Origin of the sequence: Variovorax sp. LG9.2 (genome assembly GCF_035018885.1) — a bacterium.
GTDB lineage: Bacteria > Pseudomonadota > Gammaproteobacteria > Burkholderiales > Burkholderiaceae_C > Variovorax.
This window is the reverse complement of record NZ_JASJXB010000003.1, coordinates 231017-247223: the sequence shown is the minus strand read 5'-3', so window position 1 is coordinate 247223 and position 16207 is coordinate 231017. Positions and strand designations below refer to the sequence as shown.

Annotated in this window: 18 protein-coding genes; 11 read left to right on the top strand and 7 right to left on the bottom strand. The window is 63.4% G+C overall.

The window, feature by feature from the left end; translation table 11 throughout:
- Positions 1 to 6: 6 nt before the first annotated feature.
- The gene (gene metG / locus QN413_RS04705) at positions 7 to 2121 is read right to left on the bottom strand and encodes a methionine--tRNA ligase (protein ID WP_323495480.1); all 2115 of its coding nucleotides are present in this window, start codon (positions 2119 to 2121) and stop codon (positions 7 to 9) included.
- A 147-nt stretch (positions 2122 to 2268) separates the two neighbouring features.
- Here metG and QN413_RS04700 point away from each other — a divergent pair, with 147 nt between their 5' ends.
- The 7 genes from QN413_RS04700 to fdhD all read left to right on the top strand — a co-directional run bounded on the left by QN413_RS04700 (position 2269) and on the right by fdhD (position 8401).
- Entirely contained in the window at positions 2269 to 2511 is a 243-nt protein-coding gene (locus QN413_RS04700) for a hypothetical protein (protein WP_323495479.1), read from the top strand.
- A gap of 15 nt (positions 2512 to 2526) precedes the next feature.
- The gene (locus tag QN413_RS04695; RefSeq protein WP_323495478.1) at positions 2527 to 3492 is read left to right on the top strand and encodes an acyltransferase family protein; all 966 of its coding nucleotides are present in this window, start codon (positions 2527 to 2529) and stop codon (positions 3490 to 3492) included.
- Between the two features lie 115 nt (positions 3493 to 3607).
- Positions 3608 to 4657, top strand: coding sequence for an isocitrate/isopropylmalate dehydrogenase family protein (locus QN413_RS04690; protein WP_323495477.1), 1050 nt, complete (start codon positions 3608 to 3610; stop codon positions 4655 to 4657).
- Between the two features lie 5 nt (positions 4658 to 4662).
- Complete coding sequence (locus QN413_RS04685; protein WP_323495476.1) at positions 4663 to 5322, top strand: YceH family protein; 660 nt, start codon at positions 4663 to 4665, stop codon at positions 5320 to 5322.
- A gap of 78 nt (positions 5323 to 5400) precedes the next feature.
- Positions 5401 to 6492, top strand: a complete 1092-nt coding sequence (gene apbC / locus QN413_RS04680) for an iron-sulfur cluster carrier protein ApbC (RefSeq protein WP_323495475.1) — start codon at positions 5401 to 5403, stop codon at positions 6490 to 6492.
- A gap of 22 nt (positions 6493 to 6514) precedes the next feature.
- On the top strand, positions 6515 to 7459 hold the full coding sequence (locus tag QN413_RS04675; protein ID WP_323495474.1) for a LysR family transcriptional regulator: 945 nt from the start codon (positions 6515 to 6517) through the stop codon (positions 7457 to 7459).
- Between the two features lie 33 nt (positions 7460 to 7492).
- Positions 7493 to 8401 (top strand): formate dehydrogenase accessory sulfurtransferase FdhD, encoded by a 909-nt coding sequence (fdhD, locus tag QN413_RS04670; protein ID WP_323495473.1) that lies wholly within the window; start codon positions 7493 to 7495, stop codon positions 8399 to 8401.
- On the opposite strand, the gene mnmH is transcribed toward fdhD, so the two are convergent.
- From mnmH to QN413_RS04645, 5 genes are read right to left on the bottom strand one after another with little or no spacing between them, the layout of a single operon-like run.
- Positions 8398 to 9441 carry a tRNA 2-selenouridine(34) synthase MnmH gene (gene mnmH, locus QN413_RS04665; RefSeq protein ID WP_323495472.1) on the bottom strand — a complete coding sequence of 348 codons (1044 nt, stop codon included), beginning with the start codon at positions 9439 to 9441 and terminating at the stop codon, positions 8398 to 8400. The two genes, fdhD and mnmH, sit on opposite strands and share 4 nt — an antisense overlap.
- Complete coding sequence (gene phnE, locus QN413_RS04660; protein WP_323495471.1) at positions 9434 to 10240, bottom strand: phosphonate ABC transporter, permease protein PhnE; 807 nt, start codon at positions 10238 to 10240, stop codon at positions 9434 to 9436. The genes mnmH and phnE overlap by 8 nt, the downstream gene beginning before the upstream one ends.
- Complete coding sequence (locus QN413_RS04655) at positions 10237 to 11091, bottom strand: ABC transporter permease (protein ID WP_323495470.1); 855 nt, start codon at positions 11089 to 11091, stop codon at positions 10237 to 10239. Before QN413_RS04655 ends, phnE begins: the two co-directional genes overlap by 4 nt.
- The gene (locus QN413_RS04650; protein WP_323495469.1) at positions 11088 to 11888 is read right to left on the bottom strand and encodes a phosphonate ABC transporter ATP-binding protein; all 801 of its coding nucleotides are present in this window, start codon (positions 11886 to 11888) and stop codon (positions 11088 to 11090) included. Before QN413_RS04650 ends, QN413_RS04655 begins: the two co-directional genes overlap by 4 nt.
- On the bottom strand, positions 11885 to 12757 hold the full coding sequence (locus tag QN413_RS04645; RefSeq protein ID WP_323495468.1) for a putative selenate ABC transporter substrate-binding protein: 873 nt from the start codon (positions 12755 to 12757) through the stop codon (positions 11885 to 11887). Before QN413_RS04645 ends, QN413_RS04650 begins: the two co-directional genes overlap by 4 nt.
- Positions 12758 to 12789: 32 nt before the next feature.
- Here QN413_RS04645 and selD point away from each other — a divergent pair, with 32 nt between their 5' ends.
- Complete coding sequence (selD, locus tag QN413_RS04640; protein ID WP_323495467.1) at positions 12790 to 13857, top strand: selenide, water dikinase SelD; 1068 nt, start codon at positions 12790 to 12792, stop codon at positions 13855 to 13857.
- A gap of 86 nt (positions 13858 to 13943) precedes the next feature.
- Here selD and QN413_RS04635 read toward each other — a convergent pair whose 3' ends face one another.
- Entirely contained in the window at positions 13944 to 15308 is a 1365-nt protein-coding gene (locus QN413_RS04635; protein ID WP_323495466.1) for a glycosyltransferase, read from the bottom strand.
- A gap of 1 nt (position 15309) precedes the next feature.
- Here QN413_RS04635 and QN413_RS04630 point away from each other — a divergent pair, with 1 nt between their 5' ends.
- Genes QN413_RS04630 through QN413_RS04620 form a run of 3 tightly spaced genes read left to right on the top strand, consistent with a single transcriptional unit; the run spans position 15310 to position 16201 of the window.
- Complete coding sequence (locus tag QN413_RS04630; protein ID WP_187054905.1) at positions 15310 to 15552, top strand: type II toxin-antitoxin system Phd/YefM family antitoxin; 243 nt, start codon at positions 15310 to 15312, stop codon at positions 15550 to 15552.
- Positions 15549 to 15812: a Txe/YoeB family addiction module toxin gene (locus QN413_RS04625; RefSeq protein WP_323495465.1), complete on the top strand. Its 264-nt coding sequence runs from the start codon at positions 15549 to 15551 to the stop codon at positions 15810 to 15812. The genes QN413_RS04630 and QN413_RS04625 overlap by 4 nt, the downstream gene beginning before the upstream one ends.
- Complete coding sequence (locus QN413_RS04620) at positions 15809 to 16201, top strand: hypothetical protein (RefSeq protein WP_323495464.1); 393 nt, start codon at positions 15809 to 15811, stop codon at positions 16199 to 16201. Before QN413_RS04625 ends, QN413_RS04620 begins: the two co-directional genes overlap by 4 nt.
- The last annotated feature ends 6 nt before the right edge of the window (positions 16202 to 16207 follow it).

Sequence of the window (16207 nt, the reverse complement as noted above, 5' to 3'; positions counted from 1 at the left end):
ATCATTTCATCGCACCCGCATCCCCGGCACCGCACCCGGCCAAGGTTCCAGCACGTGGATTCCTGGATTGGCTTTTTCGTCCGCATGACTGGCGGCGAGCACCATGCCTTCGCTGATGCCGAACTTCATCTTGCGAGGCGCCAAGTTGGCGACCAGCACGGTCAGCTTGCCGACCAGTTGTGCGGGTTGGTAGGCTGAGGCGATGCCGCTGAACACGTTGCGCATCTTGCCCTCGCCCGCATCGAGCGTGAGCCGCAGCAGCTTGGTCGACCCTTCGACTTTTTCGCATGCAACGATCTTTGCAATGCGCAAATCGATTTTGGTGAAATCGTTGATCGTGATGGTCGAAGCGATGGCTTCGCCGCCCGGCGCGAAGTCGGCGGCCACGGGTTCTACTTCGGTCTTCAGATCGGTCACGGGCACGGCCGCTTCGTTGGGCTCGAACAATACGTCGAGCACCTTGGCATCGACGCGCTGCATCAGGTGCTTGTAGTCGCCGATCACGTGTCCCGCAGCAAGGGGATGGTTGGCATCCACCCAAGTCAACGGCTCGATGGCGAGAAACGCCTCGACGTTCAACGCCAGTGCCGGTAGCACCGGCTTCAGGTAGAGCGTGAGCAAACGGAAAGCCTCGATGCAGACGGTGCATACGTCGTGCAGCCGCGCTTCCATTCCTTCTTTCTTGGCCAGCTCCCATGGCTTGTTGGCATCGACGTAAGCATTGACGCGGTCGGCCAACGCCATCGTGTCGCGCAGGGCGCGCGCGAAGTCGCGATCGTCGTACAGCTTGGCGATATCCGCCGCGCCAGCACGCAGCGCCGCGAGCAGTTCGGCGCCATCACCTGACGCCTCGCCCAGCTTGCCGCCGAAGCGCTTGCCGATGAATCCCGCCGCGCGGCTCGCGATGTTGATGTACTTGCCGACCAGGTCACTATTGACCCGTGCCACGAAGTCCTCGGGGTTGAAGTCCAGGTCTTCGTTGCGGCCGTTGAGTTTGGCCGCCAGGTAGTAGCGCAGCCATTCCGGATTGAGGCCGACCGACAAATACTTGAGCGGGTCGATGCCGGTGCCGCGGCTCTTGCTCATCTTCTCGCCGCTGACCGTCAAGTGGCCGTGCACATAGATCGCGTCGGGCGTCTTGCGGCCGCTGAAGTGCAGCATGGCGGGCCAGAACAGCGTGTGGAAGGTGATGATGTCCTTGCCGATGAAGTGCACCTGCTCCAAATCGGGGTCGGCCATGTACTCGGTGTAAGAGATGCCATCGCCACCGAGCTCGATACAGCGCTTGTCCAACAAGTTCTTTAGCGACGCGAGGTAGCCGACCGGCGCATCCATCCAGACGTAGAAATACTTACCGGGCGCGTCCGGGATTTCAATGCCGAAGTACGGCGCGTCGCGGCTGATGTCCCAGTCGCCCAAACCACCGTTACCGTCTTCGTCCTTGTAGAGCCATTCGCGGATCTTGTTCTGCACCTCGGTCTGCACGTGGCCGGGCGCGGTGGTCCAGTTCTTCAGGTACGCCTCGCAGCGCGGGTCCGACAGCTTGAAGAAAAAATGCTCGGAGCTGCGCAACTCGGGCTTCACGCCGGACAGTGCCGAATACGGGTCGATCAGCTCGGTCGGCGCGTACACCGCGCCGCACACTTCGCAGTTGTCGCCGTACTGGTCTTTCGAGTGGCACACCGGGCATTCGCCCTTGATGAATCGATCGGCCAAGAACATACCTTTGGCCGCGTCGTAGAACTGCTCGACCGTCTTCACTGTCACCAAGCCTGCCTTGTCGCGCAGGTCGCGATAGATCTCCTGTGCGAGTTGGTGGTTCTCCGGTGAATCGGTCGTGCTCCAGTTGTCAAAGGCAATATGAAAGCCGTCGAGGTAGGGCTTGCGGCCGGCCGCGATCTCGGCCACGAAGGCCTGCGGCGTGATGCCGGCCTTGTCGGCCGCGATGGTGATGGCGGCTCCGTGCGCGTCGTCGGCACAAACGAAATTGACCTCCGCGCCCTGCATGCGCTGAAACCGCACCCAGATGTCGGCCTGGATGTATTCCATGATGTGGCCGATGTGGAACTTGCCGTTGGCGTAGGGCAGGGCAGTGGTAACGAAGAGCTTGCGCGGGGACATCGAGGAGGGCGCTTTCCGGGGGGTGAAGCGCACAATTTTAGGCGGCGGGCGCAACACGGCCGACGCAGTGGGTCGACAGCGCGCCGAACGGCGATTACATTACAAGATGTAACTCAAAAGTTCTCTTCTCGAGGGGGCCGCCGTCAAATGTCGATTCTTCAGTTCGAAAGCCATTCCACGCTCGCCACCCTCTATGCCGTCGTGCTCTACGGGGTCACATTGCTCGTCGCGGCTGTGTTGACCCGGCTCCCGGCCGTGGCGCAGGACATCACGACAGGTAAAGGCCGCTATGGCGCGCTCGATGGCTTTCGCGGTGTGCTGGCCGTCGGTGTGTTCGTACACCACTCTTTCGTTGCCAACGTCTTCTTCACGACCGGCCGATGGGAATGAACGACGAGCCCGGTATTGAATCACCTTGGCCAGACGACGGTGGCGCTCTTTTTTATGATCACCGGCTTTCTCTTCGCGCTGAAGGCGATGTCGCCGCGCATCGACTGGAAGGCGCTCTATGTCTCGCGGGTCGCGCGGCTCTTTCCGCTCTACGCGCTGATCGTGCTCATCGTTTTTGCTGCTGCGATGGCATTGTCGGGCGGCGTGCTGCGTGAGCCGCCGATGTTGCTTTTCAAGGAACTCTTGCAGTGGCTGGCCTTCGTCTGCTTCGGACGGCCAGACATCAATGCGTTTCCGATGACGCAGACCTTGATCGCCGGCGTCAACTGGAGCCTTCGCTACGAGGTCTTCTTCTATGCGGTCGCGGTGCCGGCGCTGTTCGTGGCGTCGCGCTGGCTCAGCTCGCGCACGATGCTGTGGCTTTCTCTCGCAGCACTCGCCGTGCTGCTGCTCGTGCGCTTCAAGCTCCAGCAGGTTGAGGGCCATCTGCTCTTCGCGACGCATTTCTTGTGCGGCATCGTGGTCGCTTGCGCCTACCGGCAGCCGCGTTGGCTGGCAGGGATGCAGAGCACGCCTTTCCGCTGGGCGGCGGGTGCTGCTGTGTTGCTGCTCTATTTCCTCCTCACGGCCAATGGCAGCATTGCCATCGTGATCACGCTGTGCCTCTTTGCGGCCGTGGTCGGCGGCCTGTCGGTGTTCGGGCTGTTTCACACGCGCGCCGCGCTTTGGCTGGGCGATATCAGCTACGGCATCTATCTGATCCATGGGCTCGTGCTGTACGCGACTTTGTCGGCGCTGCGGGCCAGCGGAAACCTGACTTCGCTCGGTGTCGTGGGCTATGGGCTCGTGATGTGCGGCGTGGCAGTGGTCGTCGTCGCGCTGGCCAGCGTCTCTTACGTTTGCCTAGAGTTGCCCGTTATGGCAAGGCTCAAAAAATGGAGCACGGGACGCCGAATTCCCGTGGCCGCCAAGCCGGCTTGACGACGGCCTGAGCGCAGGGCTCGCGGCAGATCATCAAATAGGGCGGCGTATGCTGCCAGCCAGCGCGCCCGTCCGGGCGCTGCGCTTTGCGCCGACCTCCGAGAGAACTTTTCTGATGACGACTTCCATCCTTGCAACCCCCGTCCCAGCAACCCTCATTCCCGGCGACGGCATCGGCCCCGAAATCGTCGACGCCACGCTGGCCGCACTCGATGCGCTGCAAGCCCCGTTCGAATGGGACCGCCAGGTCGCAGGCCTCGGCGGCGTCCAGCTGGCCGGCGACCCGCTGCCGGCCGCCACGCTGGACAGCATCCGGCGTACGCGCCTCGCACTGAAAGGCCCACTCGAAACACCGTCGGGCGGCGGCTACCGCTCATCGAACGTGCGGCTGCGCGAAGAGTTCCAATTGTTCGCCAACCTGCGTCCGGCGCGCACGGTCATCCCCGGTGGCCGCTTCGACAAGATCGACTTGTTGGTGGTGCGCGAAAACCTCGAGGGCCTCTACATCGGCCACGAGCACTATGTGCGCATTGACGACGATCCGCACGCGGTCGGCATGGCCACCGGCATCAACACGCGGCAAGGCTGTCGCCACATCCTTAAATACGCCTTCGACACCGCCATCGCCACCGGCCGCAAGAAGGTGACGCTCGTGCACAAGGCCAACATCATGAAGGTGCTGACTGGGCTGTTCCTCGAGACCGGCCTGCAGATGTACGAAGACGCGCAATACAAGGGGAAGTTCGAGCTCGACACCATCATCGTGGACGCCTGCGCGATGAAACTGGTGCTCAACCCGTGGCAGTTCGACATGCTGGTAACCACCAATCTTTTCGGCGACATCCTCTCCGACTTGGTGGCTGGTTTGGTCGGTGGACTGGGCATGGCGCCGGGGGCCAACATCGGTGCGGATGCGGCCATCTTCGAAGCGGTGCATGGCTCTGCGCCCGACATCGCCGGCAAGGGCATCGCCAACCCGATTGCGCTGCTGCTGGCCTCGGCCTTGATGCTCGACCACTGCAAACTGCCCCAGCTGGCGACGCGGCTGCGAAGCGCGATCGACCAGACGCTCAACATCGACAAGGTGCGGACCGGCGACCTCGGCGGCACCGCGAACACGGCGGCCTTCACCAAGGCGCTGGTCGCCCGCATCAACGGAGGCTGAAGCGCATGGCGCAACCTCTGCCAACGCTGTCGCTGCTCGAAACCCGCGTGCTCGGCGTGCTCGCCGAAAAGCAGCGCACCGTGCCCGACAGTTATCCGCTCACGCTCAACGTGCTGGTGTCGGGCTGCAACCAGAAGACCAGTCGCAACCCGGTGATCGAGGCGACCGATACCGAAGTGCAGGGCGCCATCGACAGCCTGAAGGGCTACAGCCTGGTGAGCGAAACCAGCGGCGGCCGGAGCTTTCGGTATGCGCACAATGCCGACCGTGTGCTGCAGGTGCCGTCGCAGTCGATCATCTTGTTGACCGTGCTGATGCTGCGTGGCCCGCAGACGCCAGGCGAGTTGCGCATCGCTTGCGACCGCATGCACAATTTTGCCGATATCTCGTCGGTCGAGGGTTTCCTGGACGAGCTGGCGGCGCGACCCGCGGGCGCGTTGGTGATGAAGCTGGCACGTTTGCCCGGTGCGCGCGAAAGTCGATGGGCCCAGCTGCTCAGCGGCACGCCGGCGGAAGATGCAGCACGGCCCGAGTCGACTGCGAGCGGCGATGTGTCGCTGGGCGAAGTCGCTGCGCTCAAGGCCAACGTGGCGCGGCTCGAAGCCGAAGTCGCCGATCTGAAAGCGCTCGTCGCCCGCATTTGTTCCGAGCTCGGGATGACCTGATCCCGGCCTAAGGAATGGCCGGAGCAGCCACTGAAGACGGGGGTGCGCACTAGACTACCCGCCAATCAGGAGTTATCCATGGCAGTTACCCAAGAGGCGCTGATCGCTGCGCTCAAGCCGGTCGTCGATCCGAACACCGGCAAATCTTTCGTCGACAGCAAATCGCTGAAGAACGTGCAGATCGCGGACGGCGACGTTTCTTTCGACCTCGAACTCGGCTACCCGGCCAAAAGCCAATACCCGGTGCTGCGCAAAGCGCTCGTCGCGGCGGCCAAATCATTGCCGGGCATCGACAACGTGTCGGTCAACATCACCCTGAACGTGGTGAGCCATGCGGTGCAGCGCGGCGTCCAGCTGATGCCCAATGTCAAGAACATCATTGCGGTTGCGTCGGGCAAGGGCGGCGTCGGCAAGAGCACCACCGCCACCAATCTGGCATTGGCGCTGGCCGCCGAAGGCGCTTCGGTCGGCCTGCTCGATGCCGACATCTATGGCCCGAGCCAGCCGATGATGATGGGCATCGAAGGCAAGCCTCCCAGCATCGACGGCAAGACGATGGAGCCGATGCGCAACTACGGCGTGCAGGTGATGTCGATCGGTTTTCTGGTCGACCAGGACCAGGCCATGATCTGGCGCGGCCCGATGGCGACGCAGGCGCTCGACCAGCTCCTGCGCCAGACCAACTGGAAAGACCTCGACTACCTGATCGTCGACATGCCGCCCGGCACCGGTGATATCCAGCTGACGCTCAGCCAGCGCGTACCGATGACCGGCGCTGTGATCGTCACCACGCCGCAGGACATCGCACTGCTCGATGCGCGCAAGGGCATCAAGATGTTCGAGAAGGTCGGCGTGCCGATCCTCGGCATCGTCGAGAACATGGCAGTGCACGTCTGCTCCAACTGTGGCCAGGTGGAGCACATCTTCGGCGCCGACGGCGGCAAGAAGATGGCGGCGCAGTACGACATGGCGTACCTGGGCGCGCTGCCGCTCGACATCAATATTCGCCTGCAGGCCGACAGCGGCAAGCCGACGGTGGTGGCCGATCCCGATGGCGAAGTGGCGGGGCTCTATAAGGCGGTGGCGCGCCAGGTCGCAGTCGGCATCGCCGAAAAGGCCAAGGACTTTTCGGCCAAGTTCCCGACCATCTCGATCAGCAAAAACACCTGAAGACTCAGGGCTCGTCGAAGCAATGAACCTGCTCGCCTCGATGCGCTACCTGGTCGCGTTGAGCGAGCACCGTCACTTCGGCCGTGCGGCCGAGGCGTCGCACATCACGCAGCCGGCGTTGTCGAACGCATTGCGCGCACTCGAAGACGAGTTCGGCGTGGTCATCGTCAAGCGGGGCCGCGCGTATGTCGGCCTTACTCACGAAGGCGAGCGCGTGCTGGCGACAGGCCAGCGCATGCTGCGCGACAACGAGGTGCTGCAGCAGGAACTGCGCAGCGACGAGGCGCACCCGCGCGGGCACCTGCGCATGGCGGCGGTGCCCACCGCCATTCCGATGCTGGCACGCTTCGCCGCGATGCTCCAGCAGCGGCAGCCGGGCATCGTGCCGACGGTTCTTTCGATGAGCTCGCAGCAACTCGAAATGGGCCTGGAGAACCTGTCGCTCGACCTCGCGCTGGGCTACACCGAACGCATGCGGCTGAAAAACGTGAAGCTCACCGCCTGGCCGCAGAGCATCGAGCACTACTACCTGTTGCGCCTCGCGGCCAAGCCTTCGAAAGACAAGCTCGCCATCGGCCCACCGATGCGATGGGCCGATGCCGGCGCGCTGCCCCTGTGCCTGCTCACGCCCGACATGCACAACCGCACGATCATCGATCTGGCACTGCGCGAGGCCGGCGTGGAAGTCGCGCCGGCGATCGAGACCAACTCCGTCTTGACGCTGGCGCTCGCGGTGATCGCAGGCGACGTGTGCAGCGTGCTGCCGGGCGCCATGGTCGCTGCCGTGCGCGGGTTGCGCGAGCTCGAGGCACTGCCGTTGGTCGCGCCTGAAGTGCGCACACCGATCGGCTTTTTGACGCAAGACGGCGTGCGGCCGTCACGCGCGCTCGGCGCGGCGCTCGAATTGCTGCAAACCCCCGAGTGGAAGGCGCAGATCGCCCAGCACAGCGGCGCGCTGGACGCGTAGCAGACGACGCGCCGTTCGGCTATCGTGACGACGATGTCAGTTCCAGCCACCGCTCTCACCGTCCCCACCTCGGCCACCGCACGACGCAACGCTTCCGGCGAGCTGTCGATCCCACCGGTCGAGCGCCGCGCCGTTCGCGTCTACGGCGAAAAATCCGTACCCGCCGAGGGCCTGGTGCGCGACGACACGCTCGCCGCCGAAGTGCCCGTCGCACTTGTCTTCAACGGCGTTTCGCACGCGGTGATGATGGCGACGCCGCAAGACCTCGAAGCCTTCGCACTCGGCTTTGCACTGAGCGAAGGCATCCTCGACACTGCATCCGATTGCCGCGGTATCGAGGTCGTGTCGATCGCAGCGCGCGATGCTGGCTTGCCCGACGGCATGCCCGGCATCGAAGTGCAGCTCGATATTTCGACGCGCAGCTTCGAGCGCCTGAAAGACCGGCGCCGCAGCCTCGCGGGCCGCACCGGTTGCGGCATCTGCGGCGTCGAAAGCTTCGCGGCGCTCGACCTCACGCCGCTGCCATTGCCACCGCGCGACTGGATCGAGCGCATCGACCTCGCGACCGTGCTGCGGGCTTTCGAAGCGCTGCCGCCGCGGCAGACGCTCAACCGGGAAGCCGGGGCCATTCACGCAGCCGGCTGGGCCACGATCGAAGGCGATCTCGTCGAAGTGATGGAAGACGTCGGCCGTCACAACGCGCTCGACAAACTGCTCGGCCACCTCGCACAAACCGGGCAGCTGGGCGAGCCAGGTTTCGTGCTGATGTCGAGCCGCGGCAGCCACGAGCTGGTGCGCAAGTGCGCGCGATTGGGATTGAGCGCGATGGCGACCATCTCGGCGCCCACCGCGATGGGCGTGCGCATGGCCGAACTCACTGGCCTGCGGCTGTGGGGCTTGTGCCGTGCGCCGCGCGCAGTGCTCTATGCATCGGGCGCTTAAAGCCCCAGTACCGCTTCTGCCGCCCGGTCGATCCCTTCCGCCGACAACTCCGCCGCAGGCACTTTGGCACGCCCCGTCCACTGCGCGAAGTGCAGTGATTGCGACTTCTCGTAGTGCGGGTCGTAGTGCAGTGCCATCAATTCAGCGAACAACGACGACAGCTCACCGCCCCTTGCCCATGCCTGCCAACGCGCCACCGTCTCCTTGCCCTGCGCCTCTTTGAGCTTGCCGAGCTGCGTTGCCAGCAACTCTGCGTCATCGCCGAGGTACGCGTAGTCGCGCAGCAGATAGGCGAGGCGGGCTTCGGCACTGGCTTCGATCTCGATACACGGCGCCGCCCGCATATTGCCGACCAACGGGATCGGCACCGACAACCGCCCGATGCGTGCGCTCTCGCCCTCGACATACAGCGGCTTCGACAGATCGAGTGCTTCAAACGCCGTCGCGATGAGCGTCTCGAAGTGCTTTTGCGATGGCTGTTCGATGCCGGGTAGCGCGCCGAGCAGCGACCCCTTGTGGCGCGCGCAATCTTCCAGGTCGAACACCTGCGCACCACGCGCAGCCATGGCTTGCAGCACGCGCGTCTTGGCGCTGCCGGTCGGCCCGCAGATGATGCGCAGGTCGAGCTGCGGCGACATCGTTTCGATCACTGTCAGCACCTCGCGCCGGAAGCTCTTGTAGCCGCCGGCCAATTGCTTGGCGTCCCAGCCGACCAGCCGCAACCAGCTGACCATCGACCCGCTGCGCAAGCCCCCGCGCCAGCAATAGACCAGCGGCTTCCACTTGGCCGGCTTGTCGGCGAACTGTTCGCGCAGATGCTTTGCCATGTTGGCCGCGACCATCGCGCCACCCACGCGCCGGGCCTCGAAAGCGCCGGTCTGTTTGTAGATCGTCCCGACAATGCGCCGCTCGTCGTCGTCGAGCACCGGACAGTTGATGGCACCCGGAATATGGTCGAGCGCGAATTCCGCCGGCGAGCGGGCATCGATGACCGTTTCGAAGGTCTTGCGGTCTCCGACTTCGGTGGGTTTTCTATGCATAGGCTGGCCCCACAACGCGCCGCAACCGGGCGCTCGCGAAATCGACGATGGCCACGAGCACGAACATCGCGATCAGCACGGTCGTCGCCTGTTGTTGTTGAAAGATCGAAAGGTGAAAGTACAAAAGTTGCCCCAAGCCGCCACCACCGACGAAGCCGAGCACTGCGGCCATGCGAATGTTCATCTCCCAACGGTACAGCGTATAGGCCAGCCATTGCGGCATCACGATGGGCAAACTTGCGTAGCCGAAGGCGGCGATGCTGCCCGAGCCCGCAAGCACCAGCGCCTGTTCGGGTTCGCGCGGCGCGTTCTCAAGGCTTTCGGCAAAGAGGCGGCCGAGTACGCCGGTCGTGTGCAGCGCCAGCGCCAGCGCGCCGGCAAAAGGCCCGATGCCGGCCGCCAGCACCATCAGCGCAGCCCAGACCAACTCGGGCACACTGCGCAAGAAATTCAGCAAGAAGCGCGTCGCGCTCTGCGGCACCACGCCCCAGCGACCCGACGCAGGCAAGGCCAGCACCGCGCCGACCAGTGCCGCGAGCAGCGTGCCGAGGGCCGACACCGCGAGCGTCTGCAGGGTGCCCCAGCCGACCTTGCCCAAGAACGCCGGCGACACGTCCGGTGGAAAGAACTCGGCGATGAATTTCGCTATGAGCCGCAGCGATTCGCCCGAGCCCAGCGCGCGAAAGTCGATGCCAAGATAAGCGAAGCTGGCGACCACCGCCACGAGCACCAGCCCGATGGCCGTCCAGCAGCGCAGGCAAGGCGATGGCGCGGGGGGCAAGTCAGGAGAAGCGCTCATGCGAGCAGCTTGCGCAACAGGGTGCTCAGCATGTCGGCAAACAACACGAGCGCCAGGAACACCAGCAGGATGCTGCTGGCCTCGCCGCCGGCCAGCATCTTCATCGACTGGTCCATCAGCTGGCCGAGCCCGCCGGCGCCGACGAAGCCCATCACCACCGACGCGCGCACCGCGCATTCCCATCGATAGACGGTGTACGACGCCAGCTCTTGCCCGGTGTTGGGCAACAGGCCGTAGAGCAGCGCGGCAACGCGCCCGCTGCCGCCTTCGAGTAGCGCGCGCGCTGGCCGCGTGTCGGTCGACTCCAAGATCTCCGAGTAAACCTTGCCCAGCATGCCGCCGTAGGTGATGGCCAGCGCCAGCACACCCGCGGCGGGGCCGAGCCCGAGTGCGCGCACGAAGATCAGCGCCCAGACGATTTCAGGAATGGCGCGCAGCACCATCAGCACCGATCGGCCTGCTTGCCGCACGACCACAGATCGCACCCGGCCCGGCCCCGGACCGATGCGCGACACCGACAGCGCCCGCGTGGTGATGAAGGCGAGCGGCGCTGCGATGACGAAGGCAAGGGCTGTTCCGGCAGTCGCCATCGCCACCGTTTCGAGCGTCGCCTTCTGTAGCAGCTTCAGGAACTCGGGTTCGGTCGATGGCGGAAAGAAGCCCGCCAGAAAGCCGCTCATGACCGACAGGTTGCCGGGCGCGAACAGCGCAGCCGGGTTGAACTCGGCCAACTGCAGCATTGGCCAGCACAACACCAGCGCGAAGACGAGCCAGCCGAGGCGACGCTGCGCCAGCGGATCGCGCAGAGTGCGCTCCGGGGCGCGTGCCGGGATAGGCACCGGGACAGTCATGCGCGGCAGACCGCGAGATGCATCGGCACTGCGCTGTCGGTAGCGCCTTGCGCGGTGTGCTCGTTCGCATACAACGCCGTCAACATCTCCTGCGTGACCTCGTCCCTCGGCCTGTCGAACACGACGCGTCCTTCGCGCATGCCGACGATGCGCGGGAACCAGTGCAGTGCCAGGTCGACCGCATGCAGCGAGGCGATGAAGGTGGCACCGGTCGCTTCGCTCTGCGCGACCAACTCGCGCAGCGTGGCATCTGCCAGCGTCGGGTCGAGGGCGGAAACGGGCTCGTCGGCGAGCAGCAACGCCGGTCGCTGGTACATCGCCCGCGCCACGCCCACGCGTTGCAACTGCCCGCCGGAGAGCCGGTCGCAGCGGTCGAACAACCGGTCCTGGAGCGACACACGCGTCAGCGCTTCGTGCGCGCCGGCGATGTCCGATGGGTGCAACAGCGACGCAATGGCGCGCGGCAGCGTCCATTCCCCCAAGCGCCCCGACAGCACCGCAGTCACCACGCGCAGCCGCGGCGCGATGGGCGGCGCCTGGTGCACGGTCGCGATGCGTGCGCGCAGTTTGCGCAACGCGGACGGCGACAGTTTCCAGGGATCGACGCCGAGCACCGCGACACGCCCTTCGACCGGATGAAGGGCCGCACCCAGCACGCGCAACAGCGTCGTCTTGCCTGCGCCCGAAGGCCCGATCACCGCCAGCCTTTCGCCCGCACCCGCCGACAGCGAAATGCCGGTCAGCGCACGGTGTCCGTTGGCATGAACGAAACCGACGCCGTCGAGCGCGACGCTCACTTGATCAGGCCAGCCGATTTGCCCGCGGTCTCGATGCTGTCGTAGTTGGACGATTGGGTCGGAATGAACTTGCTGGCGCGTTGCAGGCCCATGATTTCCTTCTGTGCCGGATTGGCCGGGTCCAGCTTCAGGAAGGCATCGGTCAGCTTCTTCTGCAGCGCCGGGTCCATGCCGGGGCGCACCGTCCAGTTGTAGTCGTAGAAAGGCGGCGTGGTCGCCAGCACGCGCACCTTGGCGGCATTCGGGTTTTTGGACTCCACCAGCTTGTCCCACACCGATGCGTTGAGCACGCCGGCCTCGGCGCGCGACGCGGCCACGAAGGCCACGGTGGCGTCGTGCGCGCCCGAAAACGCGACCGTCTTGAAGTCTTTTTCCGGGTCGATGCCGGCCTGCAGCAAAAAGTAGCGCGGCATCAGGCTGCCCGAAGTCGACGACGGCGCGCCGAAAGCGAAAGTCTTGCCTTTGAGGTCGGCCAGCGTCCTCGCGGTGCTGTCGATCGGCACGATGAACTTGCTGGTGAACACCTCATCTTCAGCGCGCTGCACGATCGGCACCACGCCGCCGTTGGTGCGAATGCGCGCCTGCACATAGGTGAAGCCGCCAAGCCACGCCAAGTCGATCTTGTTGGAGGCGAGGCCCTCGACCACGGCGGCGTAGTCGGTCACGGGCGTGAACACCACGTCCATGCCCGTTTCCTTCTTCAGGTAGTCGCCCAGTGGCGTGAACTTGCGCTGCAGCTCGGTCGGCGCTTCGTCGGGGATGGCGGACACGCGCAGCACGTTGGCGCTCTGGGCGAGCGCACCGAGGGCTGCGAACGAAACGGAAAACGCGAGCACGAAACGAGCGATTGCGTGGGGAAATGTCTTCATGGGGGAAATGTCCTGCTTAGATAATGCACGTCATGAAACCAACGCTGATGAACCCGCTGGCGCCGCTGCGCCTCACGAACTTTTCTCATGGTGGCGGCTGCGGCTGCAAGATCGCGCCGGGTGTGCTATCGCAAATTCTAAAGAGCGGCGGCAGCGGACTGATTCCGAAGGAATTGATGGTCGGGATCGAGACCGCCGACGACGCCGCCGTGTACCGCCTGAACGACGAACAGGCGCTCATCGCGACCACCGACTTCTTCATGCCGATCGTCGACGACCCGTATGAGTTCGGCCGCATCGCAGCCACCAACGCCATCAGCGACGTGTACGCCATGGGCGGAAAACCCATCATGGCGCTGGCGTTGGTCGCCATGCCCATCGACAAGCTGCCCGTCGAAGTCATCGGCGAGATCGTGCGCGGCGGCCAGGACGTGTGTCGCGCGGCCGGCATCCCCATCGCGGGCGGCCACACCATCGATTCGGTCGAGCCGATCTACGGCCTGGTCGTGATGGGCCTGGTGCATCCCGATCGCGTGCGCCGCAATACCGGCGCCAAGGCCGGCGATGTGCTGATCCTCGGCAAGCCGCTCGGCGTCGGCGTGCTGTCGGCGGCGCTGAAGAAAGAGCAGTTGTCAGAGGCTGGGTATCGGCAATTGATCGACACGACGACCAAGCTCAACACGCCAGGGATTGCACTGGCGCAACTCGACGGCGTGCATGCACTGACGGATGTGACCGGCTTCGGCCTGGCCGGCCATGTGCTGGAACTGGCGCGGGGTGCGGGGCTGACTGCCGTGATCGAGTGGTCGAAGGTGCCGCTGCTGGAGGGCGTCGAAGCAATGGTGGCGGAAGGCTTCGTGACCGGGGCTTCGGGGCGGAACTGGGAAGGCTACGGCGCTGATGTCCAGTTGGCGGAGGGACTTCCGAAGACTGCGCAGAGTCTGTTGAGTGATCCGCAGACTTCGGGGGGGCTGTTGGTGAGTTGTTCGGCTGAAGCGGTGCACGCTGTGCTGGAGGTGTTCAGGGCCGAAGGGTTTGGCGGCGCTGCTGTTGTTGGGCGGATCGAGAGCGGGTCTGCGGGTCTGCAGGTCCACTTCTGAGCCGTGAACGCCAGCTTCAGAAGGCAGACTCAACCGGTCTACGCCAGAGATTCATAAAAAATTCCATCCAAAAGCTGCCGTTCCATTCAAATCAGATCGGCTTTCTTTGAGCGCGCGAGGAGTACGCCCTCAATTGCTTCACAGATGGGTACGGTATCTGAAGCTTTCGCTAAGCGCATCGCGGCAGCCTTGCATCGCGCATTGACCGAGTCCGATGACAGCAACGAGGCCAACGTGGACTCAAGAACTCGGCCTGACGCGCTTGCAGCCTTGATCGAGTGGCCGACCCCAAGCGCTTCCACACGAGCGCCGTTGTCAAACTGGTCATGTGCGAAAGGCATAACCACCTGCGGGATTCCAGATCGCAAGGCCTCGGCGGTGGTTCCTATTCCCCCATGATGAACGATGGCCGCCGCATGAACAAGAAGGCGTCGAAGGGGCACGTACGATTGCCACAGCACCTCACCCGGTAGAGCGGTGGGCAACTGCTTTTGAAATGGCGTCAAAAAGATCGCACGCCGACCGAGTCGAGTGACCGCGTCCAATGCCCTGGAGAAATAGGCGCTGCCGTGCTTGTGTCCGGTTCCTGACGTGAAAATGATCGGCGCGTCACCGTTCGCGAGAAATTGGCGAATTTCATCAGATAGCTCATGTTCCGGATGCGGGTCGAAGAGCGGAAACTCCCCGCTGTGGCGCGGTTGCGGCCAATCCGGCTGGTCCTTGGCAAACCACGACGGAAACAAGGTCAGCGAAAGATCCGCGACGGTATGCATATGCTCGACCAAGTGCGCCACTGGCTCAAGCCCTTTGCGTTGACGCTCTTTGTTCAAGTCTGGGACGGCGATCCGATCGATCAGTTTGGCGTCAATGCCGTTCCAGATCCAACGACGCCAACTCATCGGCAGCCACGCAGGAATACCAATCGGCCCTATCGTCAGAGGATCGTGGAGGGTTCGCATATTCGCCGGCGCCAGATAGCCGCCAACGATCGGCAAGTCGGGCCGTTCAGCCCGCGCCAGCGATGCCGCGGGCAGCGCGAAGGGATGAGTGAGCAGCAGGCACTGCTCATCTGCTGGCAAGGCTCTGATGAAGGTCGGGATCTCCACCAAGATGGAAAGGACACCGCGCCACAGCGTTTCGAACGCCTTCCGTGAATCCCAAAGGTCGGGATTATTGATGAGAGCGAAATAGTCCTCGCGGCTCCCAAGCGCATGAAACGCGAATCCAGCCTCTCGAACTAGTTCTTCATGAACGGCCGGGGCCAGGAACGTGATCCGGTGTCCTCTCCGTTGCAGGGCCTGCCCAAGGCTGATGAATGGATTCACATTACCAAGTGTGCCAATTGAGACCACGACGATATGAGCTGGTAGGCGCGCAGATTTTGTCAAAGGAATGAAAGTTGACCGACGGTACGTTTTTTCGTACGCTATCGAATGTTTGGAGAACACCATGATCACCCCTATCACTGCGAGCGAAGCTCGTGCAAGCTTGTACCGTCTGATCGATCAAACCAGCGAGTCGCATCAGCCGATTCTTATCTCGGGCAAGCGCAGTAGTGCGGTCCTTGTTTCGGCCGATGACTGGCAGGCGATACAGGAAACGCTGTATCTGCTGTCCGTCCCCGGCATGCGCGAATCCATCAAGAAAGGCATGGCCGAGCCGTTGGACAAGAGCGCCAAGAAGCTTTGCTGGTGATGTGGGAAGTCGTTTATGCGAAGCACGCAACCAAGGATGCCAAAAAGCTTGCTGCGGCGGGCTTGAAAGGCAAGGCTCTGGAACTGCTCGAAGTACTGGTCGTCGATCCATTTCAGAATCCGCCACCGTACGAAAAGCTTGTCGGGGATCTTGATGGCGCGTACTCGCGGCGAATCAACATCCAGCATCGCCTTGTGTATGAAGTTTTCAAAAAGGAGCGCATCGTTCGCGTGCTTCGAATGTGGAGTCACTACGAATGAATCAGGTTCGAATCGGCGGCGGGTCTGAATATGTTCTCTTCGAACTCCTTTCGCACGAAGTGACTGATGGCTGGTATGAAATGCGGGCAAGTGTCGCTGTCCCTGGTTTCACTTCCGCAGTCAACGCGTTCCTTGAACCGACCGACTTCGCTCAATTCGAGCAGCAACTCAAAGTGCTGTACGACACACTTCAGGGAACGGCTGAACTTCATCCACGTGAGTCGCAAATCAACGTCGTTCTCACTGGAAACGGCCGCGGCGGCATTGAAGTGACCGGCGACATTTCTTCAATCAGTTGGACGAACAAGCTTCAATACGGCTTCACGATCGACCAGACCTTTCTGGTAGACACACTGGCCCAGCTTGAGCAACTCGGTTCAGGCGTTTGAGGCTTG